The organism is Bariatricus massiliensis (genome assembly GCF_900086725.1).
GTDB lineage: Bacteria > Bacillota > Clostridia > Lachnospirales > Lachnospiraceae > Allocoprococcus > Allocoprococcus massiliensis.
The window spans coordinates 1,133,664-1,152,401 of sequence record NZ_LT574838.1 but is presented as its reverse complement, the minus strand read 5'-3'; the positions used below and the strand labels follow the sequence as shown (position 1 = coordinate 1,152,401).

Genomic DNA, 18,738 nt, shown 5'->3' with positions numbered 1-18,738 from the left:
GTATGAAAACAATTGCGATAATAGGGAGCTGCGATACGAAATATAGAGAAGTGGCTTATATGAGAGAATTGCTGGAAGCACAGACAATAAATGTTCTTGTCATTGATGTAGCGACTGGACCGGATTCTTCCTATGGATATGATGTTTCGAGAGAGGAAGTTACGGAAGCTGCCGGCACAAAATGGGAAACACTTGAGCCTAAGACAAAGGGAGAAAAAATTGCTTTTATGATGGAAGCCGTTGCCTTATATGTAGAAAAACTTTATGAGGATGGCAAGATTCAGGGGATTTTATCAGCTGGTGGCCTGCAGAATACTGTAATGGCAACGAATGCGATGAAAAGGCTTCCCATAGGATTTCCCAAAGTGATGGCTACAACGGTGGCATCAGGGCGAAAGACATTTGACAGTGTGGTAGGTGACAAGGATATCGTCGTAATTCCCTCTATCTGCGATTTTACAGGAATGAATATTGTGACCAGACAAATCCTTGCCAATGCTTGTGCATGCTGCGCCGGTATGGTGCAGTCTGCCGGGCAGGTGCTGGAGAAGGGGAAACGTCCGGTCGTTGGTATTACTTTGATGGGAATTACCAACACAGGCGCCTGTGCGGCGGTGGATGAATTAGAACGTCTAGGGATAGAAGTGATAGGATTCCATTCTACCGGCACGGGAGGCGCAATTATGGAGCAGATGGCTGCGGACGGATTAATTGACGGTATACTCGATTTAACTACTCATGAGATTACGCAGGAGTATTTTAAAGGTGGATTTTCTTATGGTGAGAATTCTAAGTACAGACTCGTAAAAGGGGTGGAGAAGAAAGTACCTTTGGTTATCAGCGTAGGTGGATTAGATTTTATAGATTTTTCCGTTGATGAGTTTCCGCCACGCATGGATGAGCGGGTTTACATGTATCACAATGCTACGACCGCCCATATCAAGCTTCTCCCTGATGAAGCGGAGATTACGACTGCCCGGTTTGTAGAACGTCTGAATAAAATTGATTATCCGGTAAAGCTTCTGATTCCCACTGAGGGGATGCGCCATAATACCCGTGTAGGTGAAGAATTGTATTATAAGGAAGTGGATGAGATTATTCTCAGACAGCTCTATGGTGTGAAAAACAAAAATGTTGAAATAATAACAATTCCGGGAAACTTAGATACAGTAGAATGGGGGATAAAAGCGGCTCATTGTATGATTGATGAACTCCGTGAACGCGGCGTGATTGGCAGTGAAATTTCTTATTAGTGAAAGCTTTATAGTAGCATATAAACTAAGACGAAATTCGACAGAAAGGGATTGAAAGACTATGGAAGAACATGTTAAAAAGATAGCAGAGGAACTTGTCATTGCCTGCAAAAGAGCTTATACTAGAGGTATACAGACAGGTAGCGGGGGTAATGTGAGTGCCCGAATACCAGGCAAGGATTTGATGCTTGTTAAGGCAAGCGGAAGTTCCTTTGCAGACAGTTCGCCGGAAGGATTTGTTATAACAGATTTTGACGGCAATCTAGTAGAAGGGGAAGGAAAACCTACAAGGGAAGCTTTGTTACATGGTTTGTTGTACAGAATTTGCCCAAAGGTGAATGCAGTGGTACATGTTCATTCACCATACTCAATTGCATGGGCCTCCACAGGGAAGGCTTTAACGAGAACGACATGGCATGCGAAGCTGAAAGTATGTACAGATTATCCTACATTGGATGTGCCTGCAGCGGTAGTCGGAAAAGAATATTTTCCGCTTGTGGAAAAATTATATGACGAGTGTCCTGAACTGCCCGGATTTCTCTTGGTGGATCACGGTATCGTGGCGGTCGGCAAGGATGCGATTAACGCAGAACATGCGGCAGAGTTGATGGAAGAAACCGCACAGGTGGCGATTTTGAAAGCAGCCGTTTCAAAGCTTGGCTTGTAAATATTACTTTAGGTGAAATCTATATGAGAACTAATATGCGAATTACAATGAATGACTTGAACAGGGAGACCCTGCAGCATAACCGTCTGCCGGACCTTGTTTTAGACAAGCTGATGGAATGGATTATGAGCGGAAAGCTGCTTATGGGTGATAAGCTGAATACTGAGGAGCTGGCAACACAGCTGGGAGTCAGCAGGATGCCCATAAGAGAAGCTCTAAGTAATCTGGAAAAAATGGGATTGGCTGAATCGATACCCTATGCTGGAACGAGACTTGTTACGCTGACTAAGGATGACGTGCGTCAAATATACATAGCCAGAACAGCTCTTGAGCCAGTGGCGGCCAGATACGCCTGTGCGAAGATAACGGATAAGCAGATTGAGGATCTTCGGCGTATTCAAGAGGAGTATAAGCAAATTGTCAGTCATGACGAACTTGATGCAGTGGATGTCTATCAACACAACCGCTTATACCATTTTTCCATCTATAAGGCAAGCGGACTTTCAAGAGTCTGTGCTATGATTGAGTCATTGTGGGATAACCTGTCTTTTTTTAAACTGATTTATGGCCAGAAGCTTTTGGACAGCAAAGAGTCAAGGGATAGTATGATAGCTGAACATCAAAGTTATTTAGACGCTCTTGAAAGGCGGGACAGCGATTTGATTTTCCAGCTTCTGGAGTGCAATCTTAAGAAGCGGGCGGAGCATATTCCATATAATTCGGATGCATATTTTCATGAAAAATAAAGTAATTAATAAGTCTGGATACGAAACGGTATCCAGACTTTTTTAATTACGAAGGGAACATAATAGATACCACCTTTTTTCGTTTCTGTATAAAAGGAGGCAATATGGATTCAGTACTTTATACGCTGCCGGAGAATATCCGCAGCAGAAATTATGTTGTTGCATCGTATTACATCAAGCTCCCAAAGGAGGTGGATGTGTTAAAAAAGGCAGCTTCGCTTGCCATAGGTCAGACTATTGGAACCTGGATTCCCATTCCGGGAATTACTGAGGATATTCGAGAAAGATATATGGGAAAAGTAGTAAATGTTTTTGACATCCCAGCGCTTGACTTGGAGACACAGGTTGATACACCGGAGAGGGAGTATATGATTCAGATTGCTTACCCAGCAGTGAACTTTGGCAGTGACTTTCCTCTTATGCTCACGTCACTGCTGGGGAATGATGCATCGACCTCAGCACAGGTTAAACTGTTGGACATTGAATTTCCCCGGGAATTTGCGGAGGATTTTGGAGGCCCGAATTATGGAATTGCAGGAATCCGCAAGTATACAGGCATTGTGAAACGTCCCCTTCTGTTGAACATGATTAAGCCCTGTACTGGTTTGACGCCAAAGGAGGGGGCAAGGATATTTTATGAGACTGCGCTGGGGGGCGTAGACTTAATCAAAGATGACGAGTTGTTCGGCAATCCCACCTATAGTAAGCCGTGGGAACGTGTAAAAGAGTATAAAAAAGCGGCTGCTGCAGCTTATGAGGAGACAGGGGAGAGGGTGCGATACTTTGTCAATGTTACCAGTGGGGCTGGAGAACTGACAGAGAATGTGAAACGTGTTCAGGAAGCCGGGGCCGATGGAATTATGATTAACTTTGCTGCGGTAGGATACAGTGGATTAAAGCAAGTGGCAGAAACTGCGGAAGTACCGATTCTTGGACATGCTGCTGGTTCTGGAATGTTCTATGAAGGGACTGCCAGCGGGATGTCATCCCCTCTTGCCGCGGGAAAACTGGCCAGACTTGCCGGGGCCGATATTGTGATGGTGAACACTCCATACGGTGGATATCCGCTACGATATCAAAAATATATGCAGACGTTAGCGCAGCTCACCCTTCCTTGGTATGACTTGAAGCCATCTATGCCGTCTATCGGTGGCGGGGTTCATCCTGGTATGGTAGAAAAATACATGCATCAGGCAGGGAACGATATTGTTCTGGCAGCAGGTGGAGCAGTTCAAGGACATCCGATGGGAGCCAGAGCAGGTGCAAGAGCCATGAGGCAGGCCATTGAAATTGTAATGGAAGGACGGGATTTTGCAGAGGCGTCAGGGGAAAAGGAAGAGCTGAGCGCTGCCCTTAGGCAGTGGGAATATATAAAAGGTTAACTTTACTTATGAGAAAGGAGGTGCTATACTTATGCTGAATTCTGAAGGAGGTAACAAAATGGTTCGAGATATTATGTTATATACGTCGAATGATTTGAGAGACTTCATGCATTTGGCGTGCTCATCCCCGATGGATATAGGCGTACATACAATGGACAACCAAATCGCAGATGGAAAGTCGGTTCTGGGATTGATGGCGATTGATTACAAAAAGCCTGTGACAGTGGTTTCAGAAGACGAAAAGTTCATGAAGCAGCTTGACCGTTGGGCAGTGGACACTGATAAATAAGTGTTACTGAGCATGTCCAATAGGCTGAACAGTAACAAATTAGCAAGGCTGCAGGACAGTCGTGTGTAAAGAAAAGATGCCGGTGAGTTGGCAGGCCATGCTCACCGGCATCTTTTCTTTCTCTATACTAAATCTGTGCTGCGAGAATCTCTTTCAACACCGGTTCAACAGATTCAATCACATGATCTGCATGCTTCACTACCTCAGGAACGGCGGTATCCATAGCGTAGCTTGTTCCTGCCAGTTTCAGCATTTCTACATCGTTCTGCTGGTCACCAAAACAGACACACTCCTCTTTCCGAATCCCAAAACGTTCCATCAAGGCTTTGAGTGCGGTACCTTTATTGGCATTTGGAGCGATGAAATCAATCCAGTGAGAGGCAGATGTGGCCACACGAATCTCACCTTTCAGCTTATCGGTGAAAAACGGAAGCAAGTCTTTAGTTCCGTTAAAATCGCAGATGGCAGCTTTGAGAAGCGGTTCATTCACGGCATAAAGATCCGGAATCTGCTTAACAATGTTGCCCATAGTATTGTGCATATAATCCATAAATTTGGCGTCATTAGAATCTGTATAGTAAGTGTCCTTGACGGAGAGAATACAATGGCCCGTGTGGAATTTACTGCGGTATTCCATGAGCGCGTCGAGAATATGGCGGATAGTATCAGGAGGGATTTGTCCCGTAGATAGAATCTCGTCATTGTAGATACAGAGAGAGCCGTTTTCCGAAATATAGGGCACTTCATAACCGAGAGGGGCGAACAGCCTACGCATGTTGGCATATTGCCGCCCGCTGGCAGGCACGAACATGATGCCCCGGTCTTTGAGCTGGCGAATCAAATCAAAAGTTTCAGTGGAAATAGTCTGTTCATAGTTTCGGACGAGAGTACCGTCTAAATCACTTGCTATCAGTTTAATCATGGTGTTCTCCTTATAGGTATAAAAATCCAAGCACAATTTACTTAACGCTATTATAATAAGCATAGTCCATGGGAAATGCAAGGACTATTTTGCATAAGATAGTGATTTGCCGCAAAGCGGGAGTAGGGCAGTAAATCCTTTCCAAGAATCTGCTTAATTCAAGCCGAAAATTTTCGAAAGTTTGGTGTTTGAATATAAGTTTGAGTAAAACAGAAAGTCCGTGCTATCTCACAAAGTGGAGCATGTACGCTACAAATGTAAGATGACACGGACTTTTAATTCTTAATCAAAAAATACCAAATTATACCTCAGCTGGTACTTCTGGATTGTTATTTGCGAAGTTCTGCAGAATAACGAGTGGCTGGTAGGAGCTTGTGTTTGTCACTTTGATACCTTTCTTAGCGGCTGCTTCGGATACGAAGTATTCGTCGCCGGTAATATCATCGAAGTGAACGAGCTCTGGAGCTTCGCATTCGAATACGCCGAAGGTACCGTGGCCTTGTACTACGATAGCGCAGTAGCAAGCCTGATCTGTCAATGTGTAAGTCTGGCCCGGGAGAACAGTTACTTCTTTAGCTGCAACCCATTCGTTAGCGTAGGCAACCCACTTTTCAACAGCTTCTGCGGACTCGGATTTTACCTTCGGAGCGCGGAAGTATGTTTCTTTGTAGTCTGGCCTTGTGCTTTCTTCCCAGTCAATCTGGTTGAAGATTGCGTTCAGGTCATTCTTTTCTTCCTCAGGAGCGCAGTCCGTCAACATATTGTGCGGGTTGACTTCTCCCATTGTAACATTTTCCATGATGGTGTTGACATCACTGTTCCACTGCGGCTCAAACGTAACGACAGAAGCCGGTGCGTGGATTACGCCTGCCGGGGTGTACCAGCCTGTGCCAAGCTGGATTCTGTATGCGCGGGACAGCTCTGTGATACGTGTATCTCTAACATCATAGTCTTCCAGACACTTCATAACATCTTCTTTTGTTGTGGAAGGATCAAATCCAAAGTATGTAAGCGGGAATCTGCCGAGATAGCTGCAATTGTATTGCGGCGGGAAGTAGTATGCTTCCGGCTTTCCGTGCATTCCGATTTTGTTGGCCTTTTCCTCTGTCAAATGAAGATGGTGGAAGAGAGGTTTGTCATAGTCATACAGTTTAGCAAAAGTCGGCCAAGTGCCGTATCTTGCCATCAGGTCGTCTCCGACTAAGTCAGCGCCCAATTCTTCTACATAATCTTTGAACAGGCGTGTTGTCTTGGTGGCAGCGTCCTCAAGTACGTAGCTCATACCTTCTGTTTCGCCGGTCTTCGGGCCGTTCAGTGCCTTTGCGAGGGAACCGAGCCATCTTTCACAGATACCGCCCCTGTCCATGCCGAGTGCAAAATAGTCATCCGGATGGAGACGCAGGCGCTTGCCCGGTTCGTTGAATCCACGCGGAACCCAGGTTGGTGTCAGATGAAGAACGCCTTCGCCCTGTTCAAATACTTTTCTTACATTGCTCATGATAAAAATCCTCCTTCTAAGAATTAATTTTATTTTCCTGTCTCCCAATCAACCTGATTGTCATAAAATGAAACTTGAATATATATATCACGGCTGCTGCCGGGAGCCACAGTCTTAAGTTTGCCTTGCTCCTCGATGGTTTTCCGGCCCTCCAATGTATTGGTGGTGGGCTCAAGGCCGAGCACGTAATCTCGTTCCCCCATCATCTTCCACTGTGTCATCTGCGGGAATACTTCAGTATCAAAGGTAATCTGAAGCCCTTTATTGATTTCCGGATTGTAGACCTTTGCACAGCCGGTGTTTCCTTCAAAGATATGGTAATAGCACTGTTCGGCAAAGTTGGGTACCGGAGGAATCATCTGGCTCCAAGTGTCAAGATCTTCGGCGGCACGGTCATCTCTCGGAACAACTTTGTCACTGTTGACAGCGAGGAGCGCCGACTCGCTCAGGAGCGGATATCCAATATTCATATGATAAAGGCACATGATGCCTTCCTCTTTTGAACCTGTATTCTTTATCTCATCGTGTATCTCCAGCTTATTCTCGTTCAGGCTGACGGTGATGGTACGGATAAGCGCCAGCTTTGAGCCGAAAATAATCTCGTCGTGGACTTCGGCTTTTAAAATAATGGCTTCGTCTGTAATCTCCCAACGGACATGTTCCGCCGGAATGTTACCTATGGTGCCATGAAGTCCATAGGGAGTGCCGTCTACTACATTCGGGGTTCCGATATTGTGGAGACCGCAGGTGGTCAAAAAACCACAATTAAAAGACTTTAAAAAACCAAAACCGTCATGCCCTTCTGTATAATAAGCAGGCGCTGTAACACCGCCTACAGAAGTATAGCTAAGATTTTTTCCGTCCAGACTCAGCTCCGAGATGTCGGCGCATCTGTCGGCAGACACGGTGAACTCCAATCCCTTTCCGTTTTTTACGTGAAGCATGTGCATCCCGTCGCTCTTGCCGCCCATCAGACGGTATTCGGTAACTCCGTAGAGCTGGGAAGGATGTCCATAATACTTGGATTGCTCCATGATTTGTCCCTCCTTACATTAAAATCAAAGGTTATTTTGTGCTTTGTAGCATGAAAAAAGTTTCCATGCTGTGAAAACTTTTTTCGTTAAGACTTCTTTGAAAGCAAGTTTTAATATATAATAGCACAAAAAAATAGAAAAATAAATAGCTAAATTAGACAAAAAGAACAATAGCATAAAATAAAATTTCACGAAAATATTGACATTAAGTTTCAGGTAGGCTAATATACAGTTATAACATTTATTAACAAAGCAACCTTGACTAATTGAGGGCATAAGGAGGAAGAAAAATGTTACTTAACATGAAAGAACTTTTGGCAGTTGCCAACGAACACAACTTTGCGGTACCGGCTTTTAACATCGGAACAGGACAGATTTTAAATGGTGTCATGGACAAATGTGAGGAATTAAAGGCTCCGGTTATTCTTGCTATTCACCCGTTAGAGCATGACTTTCAGGGGGACAGCTTCTTAAAGATGTGCATTGACCGTGCGAACAAATCTCCGATTCCGGTATGTATTCATCTGGACCACAGCGAGTGGGGCCCAATCGTAAGAGCAATCAGAGCTGGATTTACATCTGTAATGATTGACGCTTCTTCTCTACCATTCGAAGAAAATGTTGCGATTACTAAGAAAGTCTGCGAACTGGCTCATCCACTTGGAGTATCCGTTGAAGGCGAGCTTGGAACAATCGGAACAACAGACGGCGACACAGAAGGCGGAACAGCCGAGATCATCTATACAAAACCGGAAGATGCAGTACGCTTTGTAGAAGAGACAGGCTGTGACACACTTGCAATCGCGATCGGAACAGCTCACGGAATCTACCCGGCAGGAATGAAACCAGAATTGAAGCAGGATCTTCTTTCTGAAATCAAGAGCAAAGTATCTGTACCGCTCGTACTTCACGGCGGCTCAGGAAACAAAGATTCTGAGATTGCAGAAGCAGTAAAACGTGGTATCAATAAGATTAACATTTCTTCTGATATCAAAGATGCATTCTATCAGGAACTGAGAAAGACACTTCAGGATCCGAAGATCAGAGAGCCTTTCGAACTGTATCCGGCTAGTGTTAAGGCTATGCAGGACGTTGTTGAGCACAAGATCAAACTGTTCAATGATGATGATAAAGTACAGTACTATTCATTGAACGAGATGTTATAAGAGTTTATACATAATAAAAGGACGGAAACAACAATGGCTGAAAAAAGCAATTCTGTAATTGAAGACATAAAAGCGAAATATGATAAGCTGTTTTCTGCAGAGAAACGGGCGGCCGATTATATTTTGGCTAACCCCGGGGAATGCATTATGATGAATATTTCCGAGCTGGCACAAAAGAGCGGTACGAGCGAAGCTACGGTCGTGCGGATGTGCAAGCATGTCGGTTATCAGGGATATTATCAGATGAGGCTCCTTATGTCCCACGACTTGGGCAAGAATCGGGTATCTTATGATGAAAATGAAATGCTGAATTCAGCCAGAAGACTGTTCGACTTCAGTGCCGCAAGAATTGCGGCACTGGGGGAGACCATTGATATTGAGATGCTTATAAAGGCTGCAAGACTGCTGAGAATGAGCCGGATGGTATATGTCATAGCTGCCGGGAATACAAGTCCTATAGCTATGGATTTGGGATTTCGTCTGGAAAGATGTGGAATCCCCTGTTCTTATTCTATGATACCGGAACATTTTCTCAATCATATCAGCTTAGGTACAAGCGATGATACTATCATTGCAATCTCTCGTTCTGGCGCGTCTAAACAGGTCGTGCAGGCGATGGAACTTGCAAGAAAAAATAATATGCACTCGATAGTCATTTCAGGAGAACGTAAAACCCAGCTTACCGAATATACAGACTGTGTACTGCAGATAGTGGACAAACAGAAGAAGATTCGAGTGGGGATTGAACCGGATTCGCATTTGTGTGAGATGGCAATCAGTGATGCAATTCTTTACGTCGTCCGTTATTTTGACGCATTTATGAAAAGTGCGCAGGATAACAAGAAAGCTGATAATTACAGCGATGATGTGGAATTGCTGTTGAGCGAATACAAATTGTAATATAACATATTAAGCGGAGGGCGAAGATGGCTTATCAGGATAAGTATTTGGAATATCTTGAGGCGGTGCCGGGCGTTGTAGACCGATGCCGTGAGACAGGAAACAGGCCGGTACTGGCTTATACCAGCAATCTGGACGCCATAGTCAAATGGGACGTGGAAAGCTTTAACAGCCTGCTGGAGAAGTATTTAAAGGACGAACCTTCTTTTGCCGAGGAAGAGTCTGTTGATAATATGGAAGATTTTGCGAGAATCGTTACATATTTTGCCATTAACGGATACGGCGGCGAGGTGGATATTACTTCAGGAGAAGTGATTGAAGAGTTAAAGAGTTATTTTGAGATGCAGCACGGACTGGGAGGCACCTGTGCGCAGGGTGCGGCGGCTCTCGGTGCCATGGGGATGCCGGTGATGGTTCATATCACTGACCGTTCCAAGGAAGTGCTGGAATGGATGGACTATGAGGGAATGGAATCTATTAAGGGGGAAGAACGAGTACCTCTTGCACAGTGCGTTTCCGGAGATGAGCCTCTGATTCATTTGATCATGCAGTTCACGAAGGGCGATATCATCCGTGCCAATGGCAGAGAGTATGAGATTCCACTTTCCAACAGATTGATTATGGGCTATGATCAGGTTCATAAGATTATGCCGGTAGAGAAAGACTTCTTGAATTATATGGAAGCGCATTCAGAGAATATGTATTCTTATGACGTTTCGGGATTTAATGCAATTGTTAGTCTGGATGTACTGAAAGAAAGACTTTGTGAGCTGGAGCGGCATTACCAGATTTTAAAAGAAAAGAACCCGGATTTGAAGATTTATTTTGAAAGCGCGCACTTTATCAGCGCGAAGATTAGAGATTACCTGTACTCGGTACTGGCAGGATATGTAGATATCATGGGAATGAATGAGGAAGAGCTGGTAGACTTGACAAAGAAAAAGGAGCACCCAGTTGATAAAGATGATATTGTGTCCGTATTGTCGGGACTTGATTATGTGCTGGAGCTTTACCCGGTAAAAGGGATTGTCATGCACAGCAAGGATTATGCTTTATATTATGGGGAGCCAATGGATGGAGTGGACCTTGAGATGGGACTTACACTCGGCAACCTTATGTCAGGAACGAGAGCCAGAATCGGACGTTACGGTACACAGAGTGACTGCCGTGAATCATTAGAACTTGAACTGAGTCCGACAGGGGTAGAATTTGCAGAGAAAATCAACAAGATGGATTTGAAGCATACGGCTATTTTAGTGCCGTCACGCTATATGGAGAAACCAAGATTCACAATAGGGCTTGGAGATACCTTTGTGGCGGGAATGCAAATGTGTTTTGTAAAGTAGTTTTCTTTTTTTTATACCCCTCCATGAAAAAAAATTTCACGAGCGAAAGCCAAGATTATAGTATATGCACAAAAAAGGCGTTAGAAAATGTTCAAATCTGACGAAAATGAATGCTGGATAAAAAATGTTTTCGTGCACACATTGACATTTGGGGCAAATATAACTATAATTTGAATATAAGAGATATGATGGAAAGGGGGATGAAGATGAGCTGCTTACTAGGAATTGATTTGGGAACCTCCAGCCTGAAGTCCATGCTGATTACAGAGGAAGGACAGATGCTGGCACTGAGCGCCAGAGCTTATCAATTTGCGTCTCCGCATAATGGATATGCGGAACATGACCCCCGGGAATGGTGGAAGGCCTGCTGCGAAACTGTGCGGGAGGTTTTGAGTGACTCAGGGGTAGCAAAAGAGGAAATAAAAAGTCTTGGATTCTCTGGCCAGATGCACGGCGTGGTAATGCTGGATAAAGATTTCAAAGTAGTACGTCCGGCAATACTGCATTGCGACGCGAGATCGTCCGAGCAGGTAGAGTGGTTGAAATATACCATTGGACCGGATAAGATCAAGAATATTATTATGAATCCGATTTACACTGGCTTTTTACTTCCCTCACTTCTGTGGGTGAAGACGGCGGAACCGGAGAATTTTGACAGGATAGCTTATGTGATGCTTCCCAAGGATTACTTAAAGTTTAGGATGACGGGGGAGATATCTACGGATTATTCGGATGCGTCGGCCACACTGGCGTTTGATATCAAAGAGAACTGCTGGTCGGAAGAAATCTTAAGAATAACCGATGTTTCGAAGGATTTGTTCCCCAAATGTTATGATACGTGCGCACCCACTGAAACGGTTTGCAAGGAAGCTGCGGCAGAGACAGGGTTGTCTGAAAAGACCATAGTTACTGCGGGCGGCGGCGATCAGGTCATGCAGGGAATCGGAAACGGAGTCACGAAAGAAGGGCAGGCGTCCGTTAACATCGGAACAAGCGGTCAGGTGTCTTTCCAGAGCGGCATACCGATTCTGAATCCGCTGTTGAGCACGAATACATTCTGCGGGTATAAGAAGCATAGATGGTTTACTATGGGAGCCATCATGAATGCCGGACTTTCATACAAATGGTTCAACAGTTTGTTTGAAACAGTGGATTTTGAAAGTATGAATAAGAAAATTGAAAATGTGAAACCGGGAAGCGGCGGAGTTATCTTTCTTCCTTATTTGAACGGTGAGAGGACGCCACATTTGAATCCGAATATCAGCGGTGCGTTTGTGGGATTGAATCTGAACACCGGCCGGGAAGAGCTTTCAAGAGCCGTCATGGAAGGAGTTTCCTTTGCGCTCAATCAATGTATTGAGGTCTGCGGGGAACTGGGACTTAAGACAGATTCCATGATTGCCTCGGGCGGGGCGACAAAGAGCATGCCGTGGCTTCACATTCAGGCCGATATCTATAATCTTCCGCTCAGGGTTGCCGATACGGAAGAGCAGGCCAGCCTCGGAGCCGCGATTGCGGCAGGTGTAGGAGCCGGAATCTACAAGGATGTAGAGGAAGGCTGCGAGAGAGTTGTACGATATAAAGACTTTGTGATAGAACCCAGCCTTGAAAATCATAAGATATATAAAGAATATTATGGGTTATTCAAAGAAATGTATCAGGAAGGCAGGGGAGTTATCGAGAAGATAACACTTGCAGGCAGAAGAGATTAGGAAGGATGAGGTGAGACACTTGGCAGACACAACAATGAAAAAAGAAGATTACGTTCTGGAATGTCACGGCATATCGAAGGCGTTCGGGGGGACGCAGGCCTTGAAGGATGTAGAGCTTCATATCAGACCGGGTGAAGTACATGCACTGCTCGGAGAGAACGGTGCAGGTAAGTCCACATTGATGAAATGTATCATCGGACTCCACCAGCAGGATGAAGGAAGTATCACATTTGAGGGCAAGCCTTACTCTGTAAAAGGCCCGGTCGAGGCGCTGAATGCCGGAATTTCCATGATCCATCAGGAATTGAATCCGGAGCCGCATTTATCCATTGCGGAAAGTATTTTCTTGAAGAGAGAAGACACAAAAGGAATTTTCCTTAACAAGAAAGCTCAAAATGAAAGAGCAGAAGAGATTTTGAGAAAGTTTGATTTTCCTCATGGCGCTAAGACATTGATGAAGGAATTGACATTGGCACAGATGCAGATGGTGGAAATTATCAAAGCAGTATCCTGTAATGCCAGAATGATTATTATGGATGAACCTACGTCTTCACTGGACAGCGAGGAGACGGAACATCTGTTCAGAACCATACGTGAGCTGAAAGAAAAAGGGGTTGCCATTATCTACATCTCACACAGAATGGAAGAGATTTTTGAAATCTGCGACCGTGTTTCCGTATTCCGTGACGGTACATACATAGGCGAGCGTGAGATGGACGGCGTTACGAGAGATGAGCTGATTTCCATGATGGTCGGCCGTAAGGTTGAAAATGTATTCCCTAAGACTGATTGTGAAATAGGGGATGTAGTGTTCCGGGTAGAAGGACTTAGCGGAAAAGGGTTTGAAAATATCACCTTTGAAGTTAAGAGAGGTGAGATCCTTGGTATCTCTGGTCTGGTAGGTTCCGGACGAAGCGAGACCATGAGAGGAATCTTCGGAATGGATCCGATTACCAGTGGAAAGATGTATCTGGACGGTGAAGAAATTAAGATTAAAAAGCCAAGTCAGGCGATTAAGCATGGTATATGTATGGTAAATGAAGACCGGAAGAATTATGGTCTTGCACTGCACCGTTCTATCCGTGAAAATATGGCGCTTCCGACTCTGCCAATCAAGCAGAAGGCGCCGCTTCTGAATAAAAGGAAGGAAGAAAAAGACTGTCAGGATATGGGAAAGATGCTTACTTTGAAAGCAGCCAGCATCGATCACGATGCGTTCTCATTGAGTGGTGGTAACCAGCAGAAGGTCGTTCTTGCAAAATGGCTTCTGGCTGACCCTAAGGTTCTGATACTGGATGAACCTACCCGAGGTGTGGATGTAGGCGCAAAATCAGAGATTCACAGCTTGATGTGTGAGTTTGCGGCAAAGGGAATGGCAGTTATTATGATTTCTTCTGAGCTGCCCGAGGTTATGGGTATGAGTGACCGCATCTTAATCTACCATGAGGGCAAGATTAATGGAGAAGTAATGAGAGAAGAGATTCTGAGCGGTGCGGCCAATCAGGAGACCATTTTAGGCAAAGCATTCGGAGGAAAATAGGAGGAAGAGTCGATGGCGAAGAATAATTCAAAGATTTTAGGAATGGACAGAGAAAAGTTCCGTATGTTCATGGGTAAATACGGAATTGGAGTAATATTGTTGATCATGATGATTGTAATTGCGGTTATGGAGCCTTCATTCAGAACCGGAAGTAATATGATCAACGTAGCGACGCAGGTTTCTATCAACGCAATGATCGCTTATGGTATGTGCCTTGCAATTACGACAGAAGGTATCGACCTTTCTGTAGGCGCACAGCTGGCACTTGTAAGCTGTGTCCTTGGAACATTGATTTCCAATAAAGGCTGGAGCATTCCGATGGCGTGTCTGGCTGCGCTGGTTATCTCAACGGCATGGGGAGTTATCAATGGATTTTTGATTTCTAAGTTCAATATGTTCCCATTCGTTGTTACTTTATCTACACAGTTGATCATCCGTGGACTTGCACAGCTGGTCAGCGGCGGGCAGGCAATCCCGATAACGGACGCTTCCTTCAAGCAGATTTATTCCGTAAAAATCGGTCCGATTCCGTTCCCGATTATCGTGTTGATTATTGTTACAATTTTAATGTATCTTCTGCTTCACTGGACAAAATTTGGCCGCTATGTGTTCGCAGTCGGCGATAATATGCAGGCAGCAATCGCATCTGGTGTAAGTATTTTGAAGACGAAAACCGGAGCCTACGCAATTTCAGGATTTTTGGCAGGTATCGCAGGAATTATCTTTACTGCAAAGACAGCATCCGCGCAGTCTAATATCGGTGTAGGATATGAGACAGACGCCGTTGCAGCCTGTGTACTCGGAGGAACTTCCTTCGCAGGTGGTGTTACCACAATCCCTGGCGTGCTTATGGGTATCTTCATTATTGGATTTATCTACAATGGTATGAACCTGATTGGTATCGACTCTTATTATCAGTCTATGACAAAGGGTGCGGTTATCATCGGCGCGGTTCTTCTTGACATGGTAATGAATAAAAAGAACAGCTAATTTAAAGGATAATTTTGGGAGTGCACTTCACACTCCCTGATTATAAAAAGTTTATTTCAATATAAGGAGGAAAAAAGTATGAAGAAAAAAGTGTTAAGCGTGTTGCTCTGTGCAGCTATGGTAGCATCAATGGCTATCGGATGTGGATCTGACAAAAAAGATGATACCGCAGGTAAAACTGACGACAAGAAAACAGAAGACGAAGCTAAAGGCGGAGATGTTAACGGTGACGGAAAGCTTGTAGTTGGTTACATTTCCAAGAACATTGTTGACCCATTCCATGCACCGATCAATGATTACGCAAAAGAAACACTTGACGGACTGAAAAAAGACGGAACAATTGATGACTGGACAGGAGTTCTTGACGGTGAGACAGATGCTAATAAGCAGATTGACCGTGCTGACGAGTGTATCGCTAAAAACTGTGACTATGTTATCATTCTTCCTGCAGAAGCAACAGCTTCTGACGCAGCTGTAACAAAGATGACAGATGCAGGCATCAAAGTTATCGTAGTTAACTCTAAGACAGACAGCACAGACGACGTAGCTATGGCTTATGTTGGACCAGACGATGTTGAAGCTGGTAAGATGCTTGCTCAGTGGGTAATCGACAATGTACCGGATGGCGGAAAATACGCACACTGTCAGGGCGTTATCGGTAACTCTGCTCAGATTCAGCGTGGACAGGGTATCGAAGAGCTTATGAAGGACAACGACAAATTTGAATCAGTTGGTGATTTCCCATGTGAATGGCAGGCTGACAAGGCTGCTAACGTAGCAACAGATATGATGAACCAGTACGGCGATGAACTGAAAGCTATCATCTGTGACAACGACGATATGTCTTCCGCAGCTCAGAAGGCTTGTAACGACGCTGGAAGAACAGACATCGTTTGTGTAGGTGTTGACGGAAATGAGAACCCACTTCAGATGGTTAAAGATGGCGAAATGGGCGCAACAGTTCTTCAGGATGGTCCTGGACAGGTTGGTGGAGCTATTGACTTAATCAAGAAAGCTATCAATGGCGAAACAACAGAGAAAGAAGTTATGATTCCATTCGTACTCGTAACAAAAGACAATGTTGATGAATATCTCAAAAAATAACATGATGTCAGGGTTTATCATGACATAAGACAAAAGTAAATGTAAAGGGGGGTGCTTATGCATCCCCTTTTATGCAAAAAAGGCAGAATCAGGAGGGTTTGAAGGTGAAGAAAATAATCAACAATGCAGATGACACAGTTATGGAAGGTCTGGAAGGCTTTGTGGCCTGCTATAGCAAATATTATGAACAGCACCCGGAAGTCAAGGGTGTTATTTCTAAGAACCGGAGAAAAGACAAAGTGGCGCTCGTGGTCGGCGGAGGAAGCGGACATGAACCGATGTTCGCGGGATTTGTAGGCAAGGGGCTGGCGGACGCGGCTGCCTGTGGCAATATTTTCGCATCACCCGATCCTAATACTGTCTATGAGACTGCCAATGCAGTGAATGAAGGGAAGGGAGTTCTTTTCGTATACGGAAATTATGCGGGAGATAATCTGAACTTTGATATGGCGGAGGAGCTTCTCAATGATGACGGGATTCCCACAGCCCATGTACGGGTGTGGGATGATGTGGCATCTGCTCCTGCGGATAGAATCGAGGACCGCCGGGGAATTGCCGGGGATGTAACGGTAATTAAAGTGGCTGGCGCTGCCTGTGACGCAGGACTTGACCTTCAGGAAGTAACGAGAATAGTAGAAAAAGCAAGAGATAACACGAAGTCCATCGGTATCGCTGTTTCACCGGGACAGATTCCGGGTCTCGATAAGCCGACCTTTGAGCTTGGTGAGGATGAGATGGAATACGGAATGGGAATTCACGGGGAGCCGGGAATTCAGAGAACGAAAATGGAGCCTGCGGACGTACTTACGGAAGAACTGTACCGCAATCTGATGCAGGACGCAAAGCTAGAAAAAGGAGATCAGGTGTGTGTAGTTATCAACGGATTGGGAGCTACCACAAATCTGGAATTGGCAATTGTTTACCGTAAGGTGAAACAACTGCTTGATAAAGACGGAATCTATGTTTATGATTCAGACATGAATAACTTTTGTACCAGTCAGGGCATGGGAGGATTCTCCATCACATTCATGAAGCTGGATGATGAACTGAAAACATATTATGATATGCCCTGCTATTCTCCCTATTATGCAAAAGGGGAATTGACAGGGGCGGTAGAAAATACTTCTGCCGATACACCAGTTCCGGCGGAGTCCGAGACGGATAAGCCACAGGAATCTGCGGGGAGCCAGGCTGAGGCTGAAACAGCGAAGTGCTGCGGCAAGAGACGGGAAGGTGTTTTAGAGACACTGACTGCGGAAGATGCACGTGAGATGCTGATGTATATCGCCGATAAGGTGATTGCAAAGAAACCCTATCTGACAGAGATCGACAGCGCTATTGGCGACGGCGACCATGGAATTGGTATGGCAGGTGGTATGCAGAAGGCCAAGGGCAAGCTTGAGAATCTGGATGCACAGGGAAATGTATATGCCGTATTTGAGACGGCCGGAAAAGCAATGTTAATGTCCATGGGCGGAGCGTCCGGGGTCATCTTCGGAAGCCTGTATCTGGCCGGAGCCAAGGGGGCAGATGCAAAAACAGAGCTCACTTCAGCCGATTTGGCTGCCATGGAGCGGAAGAGTCTGGAGGCCATCAAAGAGCGTGGAAAAGCAGAGGTAGGAGACAAGACCATGGTAGATGCGCTAGAGCCGGCTGTCCTTGCTATGGAAGAGTATAAAGACAGACCGCTTCTTGAAATGCTGAAAGCAGCAGAAGAAGCAGCAAGACAAGGTGTGGAGAACACCAAAGATTACGTGGCAAAATTCGGTCGTGCCAAATCACTGATGGAAAGAGCAATCGGACATCAAGATGCCGGAGCAACATCCGTGTGGCTCATTTTCCAAGGAATGAGAGAATTTGTCGAAGGTGAGGTTTAATTGATTAATTGATTATATAACGAAAATGTGGGGCCGGTCTTGTCCCGGGACGAGACCGGCCCCACATTTTCTGTTTTATTCAAGACAGGAATCTTTGAGGTTGCATGTTTTATTATTTTGTTGAGTTATTCAAATTGAAAAGTAAATGGCGCAAAACGTTGCTTCCTTTCCTGCGTTTGTGGTATACTGATGTTACATCAAAATCGTGGACGGAGTTTCTCTAATATTCTAATCTGTTCCAAGACCGTTCCGGCTTCTCCGGAATGGATATTCTAATTTTCGTGGCGCTTCAGCCGGAAAATCAAATTTAAT

16 protein-coding genes are annotated in these 18,738 nt (G+C 45.0%); 13 read left to right on the top strand and 3 right to left on the bottom strand.

Annotated features, from left to right (window positions below; all coding sequences use genetic code 11):
* The first annotated feature begins 2 nt into the window (after window positions 1-2).
* From BN6465_RS17110 to BN6465_RS17090, 5 genes are all read left to right on the top strand, one after another.
* The gene (locus tag BN6465_RS17110) at window positions 3-1,253 is read left to right on the top strand and encodes a Tm-1-like ATP-binding domain-containing protein (RefSeq protein ID WP_066737479.1); all 1,251 of its coding nucleotides are present in this window, start codon (window positions 3-5) and stop codon (window positions 1,251-1,253) included.
* Between the two features lie 61 nt (window positions 1,254-1,314).
* Window positions 1,315-1,920 (top strand): class II aldolase/adducin family protein, encoded by a 606-nt coding sequence (locus tag BN6465_RS17105; RefSeq protein ID WP_066737477.1) that lies wholly within the window; start codon window positions 1,315-1,317, stop codon window positions 1,918-1,920.
* Window positions 1,921-1,943: 23 nt separating this feature from the next.
* Entirely contained in the window at window positions 1,944-2,666 is a 723-nt protein-coding gene (locus BN6465_RS17100) for a GntR family transcriptional regulator (protein WP_066737475.1), read from the top strand.
* A 104-nt stretch (window positions 2,667-2,770) separates the two neighbouring features.
* Entirely contained in the window at window positions 2,771-4,048 is a 1,278-nt protein-coding gene (locus tag BN6465_RS17095; RefSeq protein ID WP_066737472.1) for a RuBisCO large subunit C-terminal-like domain-containing protein, read from the top strand.
* A gap of 58 nt (window positions 4,049-4,106) precedes the next feature.
* Entirely contained in the window at window positions 4,107-4,337 is a 231-nt protein-coding gene (locus tag BN6465_RS17090; RefSeq protein ID WP_066738756.1) for a hypothetical protein, read from the top strand.
* 127 nt (window positions 4,338-4,464) lie between these two features.
* Here the strand turns inward: BN6465_RS17090 and BN6465_RS17085 are convergent, their stop codons facing one another.
* The 3 genes from BN6465_RS17085 to BN6465_RS17075 form a co-directional block, all read right to left on the bottom strand.
* Window positions 4,465-5,259 carry a Cof-type HAD-IIB family hydrolase gene (locus tag BN6465_RS17085; RefSeq protein WP_066737469.1) on the bottom strand — a complete coding sequence of 265 codons (795 nt, stop codon included), beginning with the start codon at window positions 5,257-5,259 and terminating at the stop codon, window positions 4,465-4,467.
* 301 nt (window positions 5,260-5,560) lie between these two features.
* The gene (locus BN6465_RS17080; RefSeq protein ID WP_066737467.1) at window positions 5,561-6,757 is read right to left on the bottom strand and encodes a cupin domain-containing protein; all 1,197 of its coding nucleotides are present in this window, start codon (window positions 6,755-6,757) and stop codon (window positions 5,561-5,563) included.
* Window positions 6,758-6,786: 29 nt separating this feature from the next.
* Window positions 6,787-7,791, bottom strand: coding sequence for an aldose 1-epimerase family protein (locus BN6465_RS17075; RefSeq protein ID WP_066737464.1), 1,005 nt, complete (start codon window positions 7,789-7,791; stop codon window positions 6,787-6,789).
* 290 nt (window positions 7,792-8,081) lie between these two features.
* Between BN6465_RS17075 and BN6465_RS17070 the strand changes: the two genes are divergently transcribed.
* The 8 genes from BN6465_RS17070 (at window position 8,082) to dhaL (ending at window position 18,426) form a co-directional block, all read left to right on the top strand.
* The gene (locus BN6465_RS17070) at window positions 8,082-8,957 is read left to right on the top strand and encodes a ketose-bisphosphate aldolase (protein ID WP_066737462.1); all 876 of its coding nucleotides are present in this window, start codon (window positions 8,082-8,084) and stop codon (window positions 8,955-8,957) included.
* Between the two features lie 33 nt (window positions 8,958-8,990).
* Window positions 8,991-9,857, top strand: a complete 867-nt coding sequence (locus BN6465_RS17065) for a MurR/RpiR family transcriptional regulator (RefSeq protein WP_066737460.1) — start codon at window positions 8,991-8,993, stop codon at window positions 9,855-9,857.
* 26 nt (window positions 9,858-9,883) lie between these two features.
* A complete protein-coding gene (locus tag BN6465_RS17060; protein ID WP_066737458.1) occupies window positions 9,884-11,203 on the top strand; it encodes an ADP-dependent glucokinase/phosphofructokinase in 1,320 nt (439 codons plus the stop codon).
* 206 nt (window positions 11,204-11,409) lie between these two features.
* Window positions 11,410-12,915: a xylulokinase gene (gene xylB / locus BN6465_RS17055; RefSeq protein WP_066738754.1), complete on the top strand. Its 1,506-nt coding sequence runs from the start codon at window positions 11,410-11,412 to the stop codon at window positions 12,913-12,915.
* Between the two features lie 19 nt (window positions 12,916-12,934).
* Window positions 12,935-14,455, top strand: a complete 1,521-nt coding sequence (locus tag BN6465_RS17050) for a sugar ABC transporter ATP-binding protein (protein ID WP_227183507.1) — start codon at window positions 12,935-12,937, stop codon at window positions 14,453-14,455.
* 12 nt (window positions 14,456-14,467) lie between these two features.
* Window positions 14,468-15,445 carry an ABC transporter permease gene (locus BN6465_RS17045; protein ID WP_066737456.1) on the top strand — a complete coding sequence of 326 codons (978 nt, stop codon included), beginning with the start codon at window positions 14,468-14,470 and terminating at the stop codon, window positions 15,443-15,445.
* Between the two features lie 78 nt (window positions 15,446-15,523).
* A complete protein-coding gene (locus BN6465_RS17040) occupies window positions 15,524-16,549 on the top strand; it encodes a substrate-binding domain-containing protein (protein WP_066737454.1) in 1,026 nt (341 codons plus the stop codon).
* A 104-nt stretch (window positions 16,550-16,653) separates the two neighbouring features.
* A complete protein-coding gene (gene dhaL / locus BN6465_RS17035; RefSeq protein ID WP_199882859.1) occupies window positions 16,654-18,426 on the top strand; it encodes a dihydroxyacetone kinase subunit DhaL in 1,773 nt (590 codons plus the stop codon).
* Window positions 18,427-18,738 lie beyond the last annotated feature (312 nt).

Excerpts from the sequence above, each read along its gene's own strand:
- BN6465_RS17110 (WP_066737479.1), top strand. The coding sequence starts at position 3 with ATGAAAACAATTGCGATAATAGGGAGCTGCGATACGAAATATAGAGAA.
- BN6465_RS17105 (WP_066737477.1), top strand. The coding sequence starts at position 1,315 with ATGGAAGAACATGTTAAAAAGATAGCAGAGGAACTTGTCATTGCCTGC.
- BN6465_RS17100 (WP_066737475.1), top strand. The coding sequence starts at position 1,944 with ATGAGAACTAATATGCGAATTACAATGAATGACTTGAACAGGGAGACC.
- BN6465_RS17095 (WP_066737472.1), top strand. The coding sequence starts at position 2,771 with ATGGATTCAGTACTTTATACGCTGCCGGAGAATATCCGCAGCAGAAAT.
- BN6465_RS17090 (WP_066738756.1), top strand. The coding sequence starts at position 4,107 with ATGGTTCGAGATATTATGTTATATACGTCGAATGATTTGAGAGACTTC.
- BN6465_RS17085 (WP_066737469.1), bottom strand. The coding sequence starts at position 5,259 with ATGATTAAACTGATAGCAAGTGATTTAGACGGTACTCTCGTCCGAAAC.
- BN6465_RS17080 (WP_066737467.1), bottom strand. The coding sequence starts at position 6,757 with ATGAGCAATGTAAGAAAAGTATTTGAACAGGGCGAAGGCGTTCTTCAT.
- BN6465_RS17075 (WP_066737464.1), bottom strand. The coding sequence starts at position 7,791 with ATGGAGCAATCCAAGTATTATGGACATCCTTCCCAGCTCTACGGAGTT.
- BN6465_RS17070 (WP_066737462.1), top strand. The coding sequence starts at position 8,082 with ATGTTACTTAACATGAAAGAACTTTTGGCAGTTGCCAACGAACACAAC.
- BN6465_RS17065 (WP_066737460.1), top strand. The coding sequence starts at position 8,991 with ATGGCTGAAAAAAGCAATTCTGTAATTGAAGACATAAAAGCGAAATAT.
- BN6465_RS17060 (WP_066737458.1), top strand. The coding sequence starts at position 9,884 with ATGGCTTATCAGGATAAGTATTTGGAATATCTTGAGGCGGTGCCGGGC.
- xylB (WP_066738754.1), top strand. The coding sequence starts at position 11,410 with ATGAGCTGCTTACTAGGAATTGATTTGGGAACCTCCAGCCTGAAGTCC.
- BN6465_RS17045 (WP_066737456.1), top strand. The coding sequence starts at position 14,468 with ATGGCGAAGAATAATTCAAAGATTTTAGGAATGGACAGAGAAAAGTTC.
- BN6465_RS17040 (WP_066737454.1), top strand. The coding sequence starts at position 15,524 with ATGAAGAAAAAAGTGTTAAGCGTGTTGCTCTGTGCAGCTATGGTAGCA.